This is a genomic window from Brevundimonas sp. UBA5713, from assembly GCF_002419815.1.
In the GTDB taxonomy this organism is placed as follows: domain Bacteria; phylum Pseudomonadota; class Alphaproteobacteria; order Caulobacterales; family Caulobacteraceae; genus Brevundimonas.
Genome location: NZ_DIGV01000055.1, coordinates 18,604 through 33,856, shown reverse-complemented (window position 1 = coordinate 33,856; position 15,253 = coordinate 18,604). Strand labels below are relative to the sequence as shown.

The window sequence follows — 15,253 nt, the reverse complement described above, 5'->3', positions numbered from 1 at the left end:
ATGCAGCTTGCGATCCTCCATTCCAAATAGAACATTGGGATACAAATCCCGTGTAGGCCGTCTCTAGCCCTAATGCGGGCACTGGCACACGGCTCCCAACGAAAATGGCGGCCCGCGAGGGACCGCCATTCTCGACACAATCTAACTTCAGCACATGCTTAGAAGTTCGCAGTCACGCCAAAGAACACGTAACGGCCCATGGAGTCATAGGTCTGCGGGAAGGTGTTCCCGTTACCGTCCGTGCTGGCAGCAGGCGAGATCGGCGGATCGCGATCCAGCACATTGTTCACACCTGCACGCAGGGTCACATTGTCACGCATGCGCCACGTGGCCGAGATGTCGAAGTAGTTTTGAGCATCCCAGATGCGATCAATGCCCGATGCGTTGTTCAGCGAACCATCAGCAGCCAGAATGGCTTGCTCGACTTCGCTGATGTGACGCCACGTGCCGTTGATGGTGAAGACATCGTTCGGCGAGTAATCGACACGGAAGCGGTGGCGCCACTCGGGGTTCGGCGTACCACACTGGCTACCGAAGAAGCCCGAGCAGTCGTACACCGAGTTCGAGAAGCCAAGGCCGGTATCGGTGACCAGCTCGTTCAGCCACGTACCGGTCATTGCGAAGCCGAGGCTGCCGCGATCGCCCAGGTCATAGCGATAGTTGGCACTGATATCGATGCCCGAGGTCTCCAGACCACCGATGTTGGTTGCCAGGTTCACAACCTGACCCGACCCGACCCACAACTGGCCGTTCGAGTTACGCTGGATGCGCTCACAGGCACTGGCCAAGCCGTTGTCATAGCAGGCCTGCAGGGTGTTCAGCGAACCAACCGAGGAAATCAGGTCTTCGATCGAAATATCGAAATAGTCGACCGAAATATTCAGACCCGGAACCGCTGATGGCGTGAACACCAGACCAAAGGTGTAGGTGTCCGAGGTTTCCGGAGCCAGATTCGGATTACCGCCGCCGAACACATTGTATTGCGTCGCCGGGCTGTTCAGAGACGCATTGTTCGACTGTTCAGGGGTGACCTGCCACGGGTTAGTACCGATACATGCCGCGTCGCCAGCGTAGGTCGCATTACCGCGATAGCAGGGATCACCCGTGGTCATATTGAACAGGCCCACGCCTTGAGCGGTGAACAGTTCAATGACGTTCGGCGCGCGAACGGCGCGTTGGGCCGAGGCGCGGAAGCGGATGTCCCGGGTCGGGGCCCAGTCGCCACCAATCTTCCATGCATCGGTACCGCCACCAAGTTTGTACTCGGAGTGACGATAGGCCAGATCCAGCGCAATCTGCTCGGCGAAGGCGCGACCTTCTACCAGCGGAATCTGGGCTTCCCCATAAACGTCGATGACTTCGTTAGAGCCCGACAGACCGAGGAACGGTCCACCTTGGCCTGCACCATCACCCGAGGTGAAGCTGATGTCCGGAGTCAGGTCCAGCGAGTCACGACGGAACTCCGAACCAAATGCGACTTGAACCGGATTATTTGCCCACGGCGACTTAACGCCATATACGCCCAGATCCACGGCGAATGACAGGTTCACGATCTGCTGCTGCGTCCAGGCATTGGAGAGCAGCGGAACCTGCAGATAGTTCAGCGCTTCCTGCGTCACGCCATCGCGCTGGAAGATGTTGTACGGCACGCAGTCGGCATCAAGGCCCGCCAGCGTCGCCGAGCACACAAGGTTACCGCTGCCGTCACGGACGACATCCAGAGCACGCGCCAGACGCGTGTTCGAGAACTCGTTGCGGTAGATCTGTGCTTCTTTCACGCGCTGATATTGAGCGGAGAAGTCATACGACCAACCTTCGTCCAGCTCCCCACGTGCGCCAATCACGCCACGGAAGCTTTGGAAGCTGAGGTCGGACTGACGACCACCGCCCTCCACGTTACGTCGGCCGATGAAAATGCTGAATCGATCCGTCGGAGCCGCGCAATAGCCGGCAGCCTGGATGGCCCCCAGTTGTTGCGCCGACAGGAGCGGCGTGGCGCAACTCATGGACGACTTACCGTCGGTGGTACGGAAGCCGTTTGCGAACTCACCGAAGAAGTTACCCGACGGCGCAATCTGCGCGACCGTACGGTAATCGGAGAACATGAGCTGGGTGTAGAGTTCCAGCTTGTCGTTCACCTGATAGTGGCCGAAAGTGCCAAGGGTGTAGCGCTCGTCCGGACGCTGGAAGTAGTTAATCGGGCCATAGTTGTAGGCGTCACGCGCCCCAACGTAGTCGACAAAATTGTTGTTCGCGTCGAGGGTATATGCGTAGCCGTCTGACTCAAAGTCCGTGAAATAGCCCGGATAGGTCGTGCCGGAACCCGCGCAGGTAAAGTCGTTCGGTGCCGCGGCGCTCGGATCGCCGATGGCACAGGCCGAGTAGTCATAATCGCGCTGTAGAACTTTGTTGTTCTTGCGATAGCCTGCATACAGGGTGATGTTGCCACGATCATCCGGCGCGTTCACGCCCATGATCATGTTCACTTCACGGCTGAAGCCAACCATGATGTCGTCGTCTGGCAGGCGGAACTGGTCCGAAGTCTGACCGCGATCTTCGATAACCTGACGCAGATTGCCGACGCCGTCGTAATCATTGTTGTGCTGATAGAAGCCGTAGCTGGCGTCGATTTCGATGCCTTCGAAATTCTTGCGCATGATGAAGTTCACCACGCCGGCCACAGCATCAGAGCCGTAGACGGCCGATGCACCGCCCGTGAGGACTTCCACGCGTTCCACCATCTGACCCGGGATCTGGTTCAGGTCGGCGGCGGCATCCGAAGCCGAGCCATAGCCCATGCGCTTGCCGTCGATCAGAACCAGGGTGCGGTCAGCACCCAGATTGCGCAGCGACACTGTCGCCGTACCCGAGGCACCGTTGGATACTGTCGAGTTTTGCGATGCGAAGGCTTGCGGCAGTTGGGTGACGAGGTCTTCAACGCGGGTCACGCCCTGCACGTCGATATCTTCGGCCGACACCTGGGTCACCGGACTGGTGGTGACCAGATTGCGCTGTCGGATGCGCGAACCCGTCACGACAATATCGGCAACCTGCGAGGCTTGCTCGGCCTCTTGAGCCGTGGCCGGTGCCGATACCGCGACTGCAGTCATTCCGGCCAGTACGCTGCTGGCAAGTAACCAGCCACGAATATGTTTCTTAGCCAAAACGATATCCCTCCATAAGTGCGCCGACCGACAATGTCGCGCCATGAGGGATGCTTGCTTGGTTAGTGACCGCTGTCATGCCACATATGATAATAAAGATAACTTTGTAATCTGACGTCACCTTTTCGACACACTCCTGCTGCCTTAGGGCTTATGGTGAAAAATCATGGTTTTCAGTTACTTGCTCGCTTCAATCGCCACCGCATCCATGCAAGCGATACCGTCTCCACTTGACGGATTACAACGATGCGAAAGCATCCACGAAGACCGCGATAAGCTTAGCTGTTATCATCGCGAAGCTTCTCTTTTGATTGAACTTCACCATAGCGGGGTAGTCATTATTTCTACTTCAGAACATCAAAGACAGGTCCCTCGTTTGGGGTTCGGAAGGAGAACGCCGACAACCACCAATGATGATGTCGCCTCCCTAGACCGCCTTGAATCGTCCATCGCCTCATCAACGGTGAATAGCGGCGGCAAGCGCGTCTACACTCTCAACGACGGATCAGTTTGGGAGCAGACGGACCAAAATCCCACGCGGATGACGCCAAGCCCTGACACCAGCGCAGTGGTAAGGAGAGGCTCTTTAGGCAGCTACTTTATCAAGATTGGCAACAGCCCTGAAATTCGAGTTCGACGGATAAACTAGAAATTGAAAAGGGCGGGAGATCTCTCTCCCGCCCTTTCCTATGATGATCGTTCTCTTCGATTAGAAGCGAGCGGTCAGACCCACGAAATAGCGACGACCTAAGACATCATAGGTTGACGGGTCGGTATTGGACTGGACGTTCGGGGTATACAGCTGAGGCTGTTCGTCGAACACGTTATTGACACCAGCGCGTAGGGAAACGGTATCATTAACATTCCAAGTTCCGCGCAAATCGAAATACCAAACGTTGTCAACGCCGGTACCCGAACCACCGGTTACAGTGTTCGAATGCACCATATCGTCGATGTAACGAGCCGTTGCCGTTAGAGACACGGGATCCAGCGTCCAGCTGGTTTGGATCGTATGGCGCCATTCAGGCACTGCCGAACCGGTGCCAGAACCGATCGTGCCTACAAAGTCATAAACCGGATCAACTGAGGACAGTTGGCTGGTGTACTTCTCTACCCAAGTGGACAGGACGTTCAGGCCAAAAGAACCTGCAGCTTCGGTGTCCAAACGGACGTTGAACGTCACGTCGACACCCGAGGTTTCGGTGGCTGCCTGGTTACGAGCAAACAGCTTCAGTTCTTCCACCCCACCAGTAGCCTGGTTACGATTGAAAAGCTGACACCATTCATTGTTAGCATCGAAAGTCGGATTGGCATTATCGCGGTTAAAGCAACGCTGAACAACCGTAGCCGCGCCCGGAGCGGCGATGACATCTTCCAGCGCGATAGACCAGTAGTCCACCGACAGATAAAGCGTGTCTGCCCAGCCGCCCGTGTTGAAGGGCGAATGTGCTACGAAACCGGCAGTCCACGACTCCGACGTTTCCGGCGAAAGATCCGGATTACCACCGCCGATCGAGTTGGCCTGACCGCTCCACGTGAAGGTCTCACGGCCCGCGACCGAAGACTGAGTAGCGCACAGTGCAGCGACTTGAGCCGCGTTCGGGCCCGAACGGCTATAGTCCGATGCGGGGAGACGAACGTCACACGGGTCCGACAGGTTGAACGAAGGGAAGTTATTGGTCTGCGGCGAGAAGAGGTCACCGATCGAAGGCGCGCGGATAGCGGTCTGCATGCCGCCACGTAGACGGAACCAATCGTTGACCTGCCACTCCAGGTTGGCCTTCCAGGACTCGGACGCCCCAGTGTTGGAGTTATCAGACACGCGCCAGCCCAAGGACAGCGACATGTCCTTCGCGAAAGCTACATCCTTAACGATAGGCACTAGCAGTTCTGCGAACAGGTCGGTCCAGTTCAAAGCCCCAGCGATCGGGAGTTGCTGGTTAAAGCCAGCAACCAAGCCCGGCTGCAGGCCGCTATCCGGACGGAAATCAAAGTCAATCTCGCGGTAGCTGATACCGAAGGCACCTTGAAGCGGACCTGCTGGCATCTCGAAGAGATCACCATTTACAGTTGCCTCGACCATCGATTGCTCAATAACCGTAAGGTTCTTGGCTTCCAAGCTGACCCAAGCCGCACAGGTCGGGTCCAGAGCACCTTGGCCGAAAAGGTTAAGACCGTTCGGGCAGGCTCCGCCGGAGAGAGTGCTCATCGCACTGACGGTCGGCGCGTCAAGCAGTTGCTGGACGCGATCGCGACGAACGTTACCGCCTTGAATCTCGTTCAGAACCGAACGCCCGTAAGACGCATAAACGTCGTACTGCCAGGTTTCGGTGCGTGCCAATGCACCCTTGGTACCCAGGGTCACCTGCCACACATCGTGGGTATTATAGCCGGTACGCCCACCAAGATCGTTAAAGCGCTTGGAGAAAGCGAACGGTGCCAACGGGTCCGGGCGAGCTGCAAGTACGGCAGCGAGGGACGGGCTAATGAATGGGTTGGTGGCGCTGACGTTCCAACCAGTGTTTCCGCCTGCTGGGGTCGGAGCCAGTTCCTGCAGAGCATTGTAGTTGGTGTACATCGCTTGCACGTATGGCTTGAACTGTTCGTTCAGGTCATAGTTGACGCGCGTGAACAGGTTCCAGCGCTCCATCGGCAAGACAAGTATGTTGTCGGGCTCGAAGTTGTACGAGAAAATGTTCGGAGCAAAGGCGGTGGCGATAGCCGATTCCGGGCCGGTATAGCCATACATGTTGTAGACCGAACTGGTCGACAGGCCGGTACAGAAGAGGCTACCGTCCGGGTTAAAGCCGAAGCCAGCCCAGCCGCCGCTCGCGTCACAACGCCCCGCGCCGCCGAAAATCGCATCAACAGCTGCCTGATCCGGCACGTTGTCGCCAATCATACCCGCGCTGCCGCCCGGGAAGATGGAGGTCGTGCTTGAAGCCTGACCGGCGAAGTCACGAGCATCCTTGTACATAGCTTCACGGCTGAAATATCCAGCGTTGAATACCGCGTTGCCTTTGCCATCGGCGAAATTGCCGCCGAAGGTGATGTCGGTCGACCATTCCTCGCCGTCACCCTGTTCAGTCAGACGATACTGAGAGTCGAGCTGAATACCGTCGAACCGATCTTTAAGAATAAAGTTGACGACACCCGAAACCGCGTCAGCGCCATAGGTCGAGGCTGCACCGCCGGAAATGATCTCAACACGGTCAATAAGAGCTGCTGGGATGGTGTTGGTATCGACTGTGCCGGCTCCTGTGGAGCCCATGGGGCGACGACCGTCAATCAGGACCAGGTTACGACCCGAGCCCAGCCCACGAAGGTCAATAAAAGCACGACCGTTAGACGACGGGTTGTTCGATTGTGAAGAGAGGCCTGCCGTAACTTGCGGCAGTGTGTTGAGGTAGTGCTCAACGGTGGTGGCCCCCGAGTGGGTGATGTCTTCCTGCTGGACAGTCAGAATCGGGCTTTCGGCCACCGCATCGCGACGCGCGATACGTGAGCCCGTTACCACGATGTCGGACACCGTCGTCGGCTGGTCCGCTTCCTGCGCCTGAACCGCAACCGGTGCGGCCATTGCCACCGCTGCGCCAAAGACAGTCGTCGCCAGAAGGCGACGACGGAGGTTGTGATGAGTCAAGTTCCCTACTCCCCGTAAGGGTCGACTAAGTGTCGATGAATGAGAGCTACCTATCCGAGAAGGACAGTAACTTTCCCTGCATTCACCAACCTGGGAAAAGAGTCTAGGATATCAACACTATTCGGTCATGATTGAGACAACGATGTAACATTTGAACCACATTCACCCGTTCGAGGAGAAAACTGCTACGTAAAGTTACCCCAGCGCGTCAAAACATGGCATCACTACGTCAAAATTACAGCTAAAATAGCACCGCTTGAAAGATGCTAAATTTGACAAAATCCGCCCATAACACTCGGAAAACTGGAAAATACATTCGTATAGTCAATAGATTTTTGTGCAGCGGAGGCATGTTTCTCCTTCTGCCAGGAATGGCATTTGGCTATTCGCAAAACCCATCTGCATCCCTCGTGGACGAACTCAAAGCTTGCCGAAGTATCGGAGATGGCCAAGCCAGACTGGAATGCTTCGATCAAAAGATAGCGGCTCTAGACGCGGCAGAGACGGCCGGCGAGATCGCTTTCATCGATCGAGCGCAGGTACAACAGACCAGACGACAGCTTTTCGGTTTCCAAGCTCCAGATCTTTCCGGCATTTTGGGACGGGGCGACGACGGTTCTGATTCGCTCGACCAAATTGAAACGACATTGGTTCGCGCCACGCGTGGTCAAAATGGGCGATGGCAGTTCCAACTTGAAGACGGCAGCACTTGGCACCAGACCGATAATGCCCGCCACGCCGTGCTTAATCGCCAAGGCGACCCGGTACGGATTCGCAAGGCCAGTCTTGGCAGTTACCTTATGTCAGTGGGGCGTAGTCGCGGCATCAGAGTTCAACGATTCTGAGCAGAAAAGTAAGGCGATCAGAATTGGCCGCAGCGGAGTGGTCACGGCCATTGGCTAGGTGCACTCGTGCAATGATTGGGCGAACCCTGCATGAGGTTGCGCCGCACTGTCCGCTGTGGCGAAGTTACGGCTCCTTGAACCGGCCATACTGGCCCCTCGGCGGGCCAAGGGTGACTTATGCAGTTCTATCGTGAGTTCGACTGGACCTATGGGCGCTGCGATCAGGTGTCGCCGCTGATCCAGCGGGTGATCTGCAACAATCCAAGTCCGTTCACCTATGTTGGCACCGGCACCTATGTCGTGGGCCGAGCAGAAGCAGGTGCCCGCGTGGCCGTGATTGACCCCGGACCGCATGATGATGCGCATTTCGAGGCCTTGTTGAATGCGCTCGACGGGCGGACCGTAAGCCACATCCTGATCACCCATACCCATCTGGATCACTCGCCGCTCAGCACCCGCCTGTCGCAGGCGTGCGGCAATGCCCCGATCTTGGCCGCGCCCCTGCCCGCGCGCACCGATGCCAGTGCCGAGGGTCAGGACGACAGCTTTACGCCCGACGCCCTGTTGTCCGACGGCCAGCTGATCGAGGGCGATGGCTGGACGCTGGAGGTCATGGAGACGCCGGGCCACGCCTCGAACCATCTGGCCTTTGCCCTGAAAGAAGAGAACGCACTATTCAGCGGCGATCACATCATGGGCTGGTCCACCACTATTGTGGCTCCGCCCGATGGCGACATGGCCGACTATATGGACAGTCTGGACAAGGTGATGGCACGCGGCTTTGACATCCTCTGGCCCACGCACGGTCCGGCCATCACCGAAGTCGCACCCTTCCTGCAAGCCTATAAGGACCACCGCATCGAGCGCGAAAATCAGGTGTTGGCGCAGCTGAAGGCCGGACATAGCACCATCGCTGAGATGGTCCCTGTGCTCTATGCCGCCGTTGACCAGCGGCTGTGGCCCGCGGCCAGCCTGTCGGTGCTGTCGCACCTGATGAAGCTGGCCAAAGATGGACGTGTTGTCCCCTCGCCCGCGCCTGAGCTATCGGCGCGCTGGACACTGGCGTAACCGCGCCTAGGCGTTTCGGGCTTCTTCCATAGCGTCGCGCAGTTTCTTCGCCAGCGTGCAGGCCTGATCGCCGATGGCCAGTCCGTCGCGACCCGAGACGCGCAGGTCCGTGCGCCCCGGACGGATACGCACAGTCACATCGTGGCGCACGCCATAGATAGCCCCCTCGGTCCAGCCATCGACGCGGAACGGCGAGGTGCCCATGACGGTGATGCCCGCCTTGTCCATGGCCCACGCCACGCTTTCGGCGGCCAGTTGGGAATGGACCGCCGCCAAACCTTCGCAAGCCGCCGGTTGATACTCGACGGGACGGACCGCGCGGCGCTCCTGTCCCAGACGGCCCGCAAAAGCCGGAGCGTCTTCGACATTGGTGGTCACGTCACGCGGGGCAGACGACCACTGGCGCGATTGGCTGACCACGCCGCCCACCATCACGCCTGCCACGACCAGCGATGCCAGTGACAACATCCAGAACCCGCGATCCTTGATCAGCAACAGGCAGGCCAGCACTGCCGCGCCCAGCCCGACATAAGACAGCATTGGCACCACCCGTTGGCCGATGGTGCCATAGCCGGTCTGGATATCCATGAAGCCCAGCCGCGTCCCGTACACCGACACCAGCAAGGTCAGCGGTGCCAAAAACACCACCAAAACCAACAGGGTAATCAGTGTCCGTACCGGACGCGACGCTTGGGTCATGAGAAGCCTCCCTTGTCGAGAGGACGATCAGCCCGCAGTGGGCAGGCGATAGTCCTTCATCCGCTCTCGCAGAAGCTTCTTGTCGATCTTGCCCGTGGCGCCAAGGGGGATTTCGTCAACCGCGACAACATCATCCGGCATCCACCACTTGGCAATCTTGCCTTGCAGGAAGTCCAGATGCTCCTGTTTGTCCAGAGTCTCGCCCTCTTTCAGCTTGACGATCAACAGCGGGCGTTCGTCCCATTTCGGGTGTGCGGCACCGATCACGGCGGCCAGCTCGACCTTGGGGTGACCCACGGCAAGGTTTTCGATTTCGATAGAGCTGATCCACTCACCGCCGGACTTGATCACATCCTTGGCGCGGTCGGTGATCTGCATATAGCCCAGCGGATCGATGGTGGCGACGTCACCGGTATCGAAGAAGTCATCCTTGTCCAGAATGCTGCCCTCGCCCTTGAAATAGGCCGCAGCAACCGTCGGGCCCTTGATCAGCAAGCGGCCATAGGTCTCGCCATCATGAGGCAGACGATTTCCGTCGTCGTCTTCCAGCTTCAAGTCGATGCCCAGCGGCGGAATGCCCTGTTTGACGCGGTATTTGATCTGTTCGTCCTGCGACCAGCCCTCCATCTCGGGCAGAAGGTTGGACACGGTGCCGATGGGCGAGGTCTCAGTCATGCCCCAGCCCTGCACCACTTCGACGCCAAACTCGTCATTGAAGGCACGGATCAGCATTTCCGGCACCGCCGCCCCGCCGATCAGCACGCGCTTGACCGTGGACAGCTTCAGTTTGTTCTCGCGCATGTGCTGCAACAGGCCCTGCCAGACGGTGGGCACGGCGGCGCTGAAGGTTACGCCCTCGGACTCCAGCAGTTCATAGATGGCCGCACCGTCCATACGCGCGCCCGGCATCACCACCTTGGCTCCCGCTGCCGGACCGGCAAAGGCAATACCCCATGCATTGGCATGAAACATCGGCACCACCGGCAGGATCACATCCTTTGGCGTTGCCCCCAGAACCGTGGCTTGCAGGCCCATCAGCGTGTGCAGGAAGTTGGAGCGGTGGGTGTAGAGCACCCCCTTGGGATTGCCGGTCGTGCCCGAGGTGTAGCAGAGGCCGCAGGCCGTGCGCTCGTCAAAGCCGCCCCAGACCACATCGGTCGAGGCCTGCTCCAACAGGGTCTCATAGCATTCCACATTCGGCAGCTTGGTCTGCGGCATGTGGGCCGCATCGGTCATGATGATGAATTTCTCGACCTTGGGAATGTGCGGCAGGATGGCTTCCAGCAGCGGCACAAACGTCAGGTCCGTAAAGACGATCCGGTCTTCGGCGTGGTTGATGATATAGACCAGCTGCTCGGCAAACAGACGCGGGTTCAGGGTGTGGCACACCGCACCAATGCCCATAATGCCGTACCACGCCTCCATATGGTTGGAGGTGTTCCAGCACAGGGTCGCCACGCGGTCGCCGGTCTTGATGCCGAACGCTTGGAGGAAGTTCGACACCTTGCGCGCGCGATCGTACAGCTCGGCATAGGTGACACTGACGATCGGTCCCTCCACCGAGCGGGTGACGACCTTGCGATCCGGATGCCAGTTTTTGGCGTGTTCCAGAATCCGGTCGACCGTCAGCGGCCAGTCCTGCATCAGTCCGTGCATCGTGTATCCTCCTAAACCTATGCCAAATGCGCTCGTTGTTCGTCGATCGGCGCTTGGTCAGCAGGCTATGATAAGAAACACGACAGGATCAATGTGACCTAAGGTCAGCTTCAGCCATGAAAAGCTGTGAATACGACCTTTGCCGACTTGCTGAACGGGTCATCGGGTGAGAGAGGCAGGACCATGACCATCCTCATCGCGATCACCGGCGGCTCGGGCTCGGGCAAGTCCACTCTGGCCGAAGCCCTGATTTCCTCGCTTCCACAAGGCTGCGCCACCCTGTTGCGAGAGGATTCCTATTATAAGGACGCCGCCTCCGTTCCCGGATTTGATCCGGCCACGCATGATTTCGACCATGTTGACGCACGCGATCACGATCTGCTGATCCGCGACCTCAAGGCGCTGAAAGCCGGTCAGGACATTGTCGCCCCGATCTATTCCTTCATCACCCACGGCCGCGAAGCCGGTGGCGAGCCCGTGCGCGCCGCCGAGGTGGTGGTGATCGAAGGCACCCATGTGCTGTGTAATGCCGCCCTGTGCGATCTGTTCGACATCAAGGTGTTTGTCGACACCCCCGCCGACATCCGCTTCATCCGCCGTTTGCTGCGCGATCAGATCGAGCGCGGGCGCACCGCTGACTCTGTGGTGAACCAATATCTGCTGACGGTCCGGCCGGGTCACGAGAGCTTTACCGAACCCTCCCGCGTACATGCCGATTTCATAGTGGCAGACGCAACGGCAGCCGTACGACTGATTGATCGTCAGGCCGTGGTACGTTTGGTCGCACCCGTACTCACCCATCCTAAGTTGTTAAAATACAATCCCAATATTTGTTCCGTGTGATCTTACGTAACTTTACGGATAAGACCTCTGCGGTTCCGTTATTGCATTTCCGATGCAAATATAGCTGTGCTTGCGCGGTGTAGACTATTGCGCCATGGTCAAGCTTAGAAACAGCAATCGACGAACGTTGCCGCCTGCATGCATCCGACACAGGATCCCCGAGCGCTCGCCATTGTCCGCGAAGCGCGCCATCAGTTCGTATCGGTTGGCTATGCAGCCACCCGCATAGAGCCCATCGCGCGTGAAGCCAGCGTTTCTACCGCCACCCTCTATATGTTCTTCGAGAGCAAGGCGGCCCTGTTCGAAGCGGTCGTAAAAGATGCCGCGCAGGATTTCGGCAAGCGGATGGAGGCGGTCAAATCCGAAGGTCCGCCCAGCCGTCAAAAGCTGACACAGTTTATGATCAGCTATGCAGAGTTTCTCGCCGACCCGTTCGTGCGGAGAATGTTCCGCCTGATCATTTCTGAACGCCAACGATTTGAAGGGGTTGTGGCTGACTTCTTCGACGAAGGGCGCGGAAACATCGCCCAAAACCTGATCGATATGTTCGACCAGATGAATGCCCAGGGCCTGACCCGAATGGAGAAATCCAGCTGGGCGGTCAGCCAGCTTCTGGGCATGGTGGAACACCCGATCATGCTGCTGCCGCTGGCCATGGGCAAGGATCCGGTATTGAACCGCACCCCTGCCGCCATTGCCGAAGACGCCGTTCAGACCTTCTGGGCCCGCTACGGCGTCTGATCCCGATCAGGGATAGAGCCGCGTTTTCGTCCAGCCCTCTGCGTCCTTACGGAACTGCATACGGTCGTGAAGGCGGAAGGCGCGATCACGCCAGAACTCGATAGACTGCGGCCTCAGTCGCCATCCGGCCCAGTGTTCGGGTCGCGGCACGTCCTGCCCCTCGAAACGCTCGGTCTGTTCCTGAACCCGCTGTTCCAGTTGCGCGCGGCTGTCCAGCGGACGGGACTGGTCCGACGCCCATGCACCGATACGGCTTTCACGCGCGCGGCTGGCGAAATAGGCATCGGCCTCGGCAGCGGAGACCGGCTCGACCACTCCGCGCACCCGCACCTGACGGCGCAGCGACTTCCAGTGGAATACCAGCGCCGCAACCGGCCTGTCGGCCAGTTCCTGCCCCTTGGCGCTTTGGGTGTTGGAGAAGAAGGTAAAGCCGTCGGCGTCGATATCCTTCAGCAGCACAATGCGGGCATCGGGCATGCCGTCGGCATCGACCGTCGCCAAGGTCATGGCATTGGCGTCATTCGGCTCGGCCTGTCGCGCCTGCGCCAGCCAGTCGATGAACAGGGCGACGGGGTTATCGCCGTCATAGACGGTGTCGTCGGCATTGGCGGCTAGTTGGGCCGCATAGTCATCGTGACTGGGGCTGGGCGGAATGACGGAATGGCTCATGCCCCTGCTATACAGCCGCCACGCCCGCTGGCCCAAGTCAAAGACACGAGGTTTGCGCACGAATTGATCAAGGTTAACCCGCTCTTGACCATATGGCCGCAGGGTGCGCCCCATGGATGGCAAGGCAATGACCGTGACAGAGGCCTGTCGCCTGCTGGGGCTGCGCGCTCCGGTGGGGGCTGACGGCCTGTCGGCGGCCTTTCGCCGCGCGGCCAAGGCCGCCCATCCCGACAGCGCAGGCGGCGATGTAGAGCGGTTTCGCGCCGTCATCGACGCCTATCACCTGCTTCAGGCCCAGCCTGCGCCCCTGCCCGTTCCGCTTACGCCGCGCCCTGCGGAAAAGGCCTTTACCCCGCCGCCCTTGTTGGTGATCACGCCGATGCAGGCCCTGCACGGCGGCTGTGTGTCGCTGAAACTGTCCGGGCGGCGTTTGCTGGTGCACATTCCGCCGGGCATCCGTACTGCCGACCGTGTGCGGCTGGATGACGGCCAGCAGGTGCCGGTGATGATCCGCCCTGCCGACGACATGTCGGTGCTGGACGGCGATCTGTTTGTCACCCATCGGATCGCCCATCGCTATCTGCGAGACGGGGGCCGCATCGAGATCGACACCCACGCAGGGCCACAGGTCGCATGGCTGGTGCCCGACATGGTCGAGCCCGTACGTCTGTGCTTCAAGGGATTAGGCCTGCCCGCCCGCGGCAACCGCCCTGCCGGAGACCTGTTCATCAAGCTGGAAGGCTGTGACGACATGCCCTCGGCGGTTGAAGATATGCTGGCCCGCTTCACTCGGGTCTGGACGGACCATAGCGCAGCGGCTTAATCCCCGTACCCATGTCACATAACAGCTTCGGTCACCTGTTCCGCATCACCACCTGGGGCGAAAGCCACGGGCCGGCCATTGGCGTCGTCGTTGACGGCTGCCCGCCGCTGATCCCGCTGACCGAAGCGGACATCCAGCCGTATCTGGACCAGCGCAAACCGGGCGGCAGCCGTTTCGTCACCCAGCGCCAAGAGGCCGACGCGGTCAAAATCCTGTCCGGCGTGTTCGACGATGGCAACGGCCCCGTCACCACCGGCACGCCGATCAGCCTGATGATCGAAAACACCGACCAGCGCTCCAAGGACTATGGCGAGATCGCCCACGCCTTCCGCCCCGGTCATGCCGACTTTGCCTATCAGGCCAAATATGGCGTGCGCGACTATCGCGGCGGCGGTCGCTCATCCGCCCGCGAAACGGCCAGCCGCGTGGCTGCCGGTGCCGTGGCGCGCAAGGTTCTGGGTGACAGCATCCAAATCCGTGCAGGCGTGGTGCAGCTTGGCCCGCACCGCATCCCTGACGACCAGATCGACTTCAGCGCCGTTTACGACAACGCCCTGTTCGCGGCATCCAATGAAGTGGTGCCGGAATGGGAAGCCTATCTGGATACCGTGCGCAAGGCAGGCTCCAGCATCGGCGCGGTCGTGGCGCTGGAAGTCACCGGCGTGCCTGCCGGATGGGGCGCACCGCTCTATGCCAAGCTGGATAGCGAACTGGCCGCGGGCCTGATGACCATCAACGCCGTCAAGGGCGTGGAAATCGGCGCGGGCTTCGAGGCCGCCATGCTGTCAGGCGAGGAAAACGCCGACGAAATGCGCATCGGTCCCGACGGCGAGCCTGTCTTCCTGTCGAACAAGGCGGGCGGCATCCTCGGCGGCATCTCGACAGGCCAGCCCGTCACCGCCCGCGTGGCCTTCAAACCCACCTCCTCCATCCTCACCCATCGCCAGACCATCAACCGCGATGGCGCCGAAGTGGATCTACGCACCAAAGGCCGCCACGACCCCTGCGTCGCCCTGCGCGGCGTTCCAGTAGTCGAAGCGATGGCAGCGATTGTACTGGCGGATGCGAAGCTGCGGCACAGGGCGCAGGTGGGATAGCAATC

The 15,253-nt window shown here is 59.4% G+C and carries 12 protein-coding genes; 7 read left to right on the top strand and 5 right to left on the bottom strand.

Translation table 11 applies throughout. The annotated features are described in order from the left end of the window. Nucleotides 1-158: 158 nt before the first annotated feature. Nucleotides 159-3,164, bottom strand: coding sequence for a TonB-dependent receptor plug domain-containing protein (locus tag B3B04_RS13360; protein WP_292043584.1), 3,006 nt, complete (start codon nt 3,162-3,164; stop codon nt 159-161). Nucleotides 3,165-3,330: 166 nt separating this feature from the next. Here B3B04_RS13360 and B3B04_RS13355 point away from each other — a divergent pair, with 166 nt between their 5' ends. Beyond that, nucleotides 3,331-3,813 (top strand): hypothetical protein, encoded by a 483-nt coding sequence (locus tag B3B04_RS13355; protein WP_292043582.1) that lies wholly within the window; start codon nt 3,331-3,333, stop codon nt 3,811-3,813. A gap of 60 nt (nt 3,814-3,873) precedes the next feature. Here B3B04_RS13355 and B3B04_RS13350 read toward each other — a convergent pair whose 3' ends face one another. Further along, on the bottom strand, nt 3,874-6,744 hold the full coding sequence (locus B3B04_RS13350) for a TonB-dependent receptor domain-containing protein (protein WP_292043580.1): 2,871 nt from the start codon (nt 6,742-6,744) through the stop codon (nt 3,874-3,876). A 413-nt stretch (nt 6,745-7,157) separates the two neighbouring features. Here B3B04_RS13350 and B3B04_RS13345 point away from each other — a divergent pair, with 413 nt between their 5' ends. After that, nucleotides 7,158-7,652, top strand: coding sequence for a hypothetical protein (locus B3B04_RS13345; RefSeq protein WP_292043579.1), 495 nt, complete (start codon nt 7,158-7,160; stop codon nt 7,650-7,652). Between the two features lie 177 nt (nt 7,653-7,829). Beyond that, entirely contained in the window at nt 7,830-8,720 is an 891-nt protein-coding gene (locus tag B3B04_RS13340; protein ID WP_292043578.1) for an MBL fold metallo-hydrolase, read from the top strand. Between the two features lie 6 nt (nt 8,721-8,726). Here the strand turns inward: B3B04_RS13340 and B3B04_RS13335 are convergent, their stop codons facing one another. Together B3B04_RS13335 and B3B04_RS13330 are read right to left on the bottom strand one after the other, a co-directional pair. After that, on the bottom strand, nt 8,727-9,419 hold the full coding sequence (locus tag B3B04_RS13335) for a DUF1499 domain-containing protein (RefSeq protein ID WP_292043576.1): 693 nt from the start codon (nt 9,417-9,419) through the stop codon (nt 8,727-8,729). Nucleotides 9,420-9,446: 27 nt separating this feature from the next. Next, nucleotides 9,447-11,075, bottom strand: a complete 1,629-nt coding sequence (locus B3B04_RS13330; protein WP_292043574.1) for a long-chain-fatty-acid--CoA ligase — start codon at nt 11,073-11,075, stop codon at nt 9,447-9,449. Between the two features lie 183 nt (nt 11,076-11,258). On the opposite strand from B3B04_RS13330, the gene udk reads away from it, so the two are divergent. Both udk and B3B04_RS13320 read left to right on the top strand, forming a co-directional pair. Beyond that, nucleotides 11,259-11,918 (top strand): uridine kinase, encoded by a 660-nt coding sequence (gene udk, locus B3B04_RS13325; protein WP_292043572.1) that lies wholly within the window; start codon nt 11,259-11,261, stop codon nt 11,916-11,918. 138 nt (nt 11,919-12,056) lie between these two features. Beyond that, entirely contained in the window at nt 12,057-12,659 is a 603-nt protein-coding gene (locus B3B04_RS13320; RefSeq protein ID WP_292043571.1) for a TetR/AcrR family transcriptional regulator, read from the top strand. A 6-nt stretch (nt 12,660-12,665) separates the two neighbouring features. Here the strand turns inward: B3B04_RS13320 and pdxH are convergent, their stop codons facing one another. Further along, on the bottom strand, nt 12,666-13,328 hold the full coding sequence (gene pdxH, locus B3B04_RS13315; protein WP_292043569.1) for a pyridoxamine 5'-phosphate oxidase: 663 nt from the start codon (nt 13,326-13,328) through the stop codon (nt 12,666-12,668). Nucleotides 13,329-13,455: 127 nt separating this feature from the next. Here pdxH and B3B04_RS13310 point away from each other — a divergent pair, with 127 nt between their 5' ends. Continuing rightward, complete coding sequence (locus B3B04_RS13310; protein WP_292043567.1) at nt 13,456-14,151, top strand: J domain-containing protein; 696 nt, start codon at nt 13,456-13,458, stop codon at nt 14,149-14,151. 11 nt (nt 14,152-14,162) lie between these two features. Further along, the gene (gene aroC, locus B3B04_RS13305; protein WP_292043566.1) at nt 14,163-15,248 is read left to right on the top strand and encodes a chorismate synthase; all 1,086 of its coding nucleotides are present in this window, start codon (nt 14,163-14,165) and stop codon (nt 15,246-15,248) included. Nucleotides 15,249-15,253 lie beyond the last annotated feature (5 nt).

What these genes read in the sequence shown, in the direction of transcription:
- B3B04_RS13335 (WP_292043576.1), bottom strand. Translation starts at nt 9,419, where the DNA reads ATGACCCAAGCGTCGCGTCCGGTACGGACACTGATTACCCTGTTGGTT.
- B3B04_RS13320 (WP_292043571.1), top strand. Translation starts at nt 12,057, where the DNA reads ATGCATCCGACACAGGATCCCCGAGCGCTCGCCATTGTCCGCGAAGCG.
- aroC (WP_292043566.1), top strand. Translation starts at nt 14,163, where the DNA reads ATGTCACATAACAGCTTCGGTCACCTGTTCCGCATCACCACCTGGGGC.
- udk (WP_292043572.1), top strand. Translation starts at nt 11,259, where the DNA reads ATGACCATCCTCATCGCGATCACCGGCGGCTCGGGCTCGGGCAAGTCC.
- B3B04_RS13340 (WP_292043578.1), top strand. Translation starts at nt 7,830, where the DNA reads ATGCAGTTCTATCGTGAGTTCGACTGGACCTATGGGCGCTGCGATCAG.
- B3B04_RS13310 (WP_292043567.1), top strand. Translation starts at nt 13,456, where the DNA reads ATGACCGTGACAGAGGCCTGTCGCCTGCTGGGGCTGCGCGCTCCGGTG.
- B3B04_RS13350 (WP_292043580.1), bottom strand. Translation starts at nt 6,744, where the DNA reads ATGGCCGCACCGGTTGCGGTTCAGGCGCAGGAAGCGGACCAGCCGACG.
- pdxH (WP_292043569.1), bottom strand. Translation starts at nt 13,328, where the DNA reads ATGAGCCATTCCGTCATTCCGCCCAGCCCCAGTCACGATGACTATGCG.
- B3B04_RS13355 (WP_292043582.1), top strand. Translation starts at nt 3,331, where the DNA reads ATGGTTTTCAGTTACTTGCTCGCTTCAATCGCCACCGCATCCATGCAA.
- B3B04_RS13330 (WP_292043574.1), bottom strand. Translation starts at nt 11,075, where the DNA reads ATGCACGGACTGATGCAGGACTGGCCGCTGACGGTCGACCGGATTCTG.
- B3B04_RS13345 (WP_292043579.1), top strand. Translation starts at nt 7,158, where the DNA reads ATGTTTCTCCTTCTGCCAGGAATGGCATTTGGCTATTCGCAAAACCCA.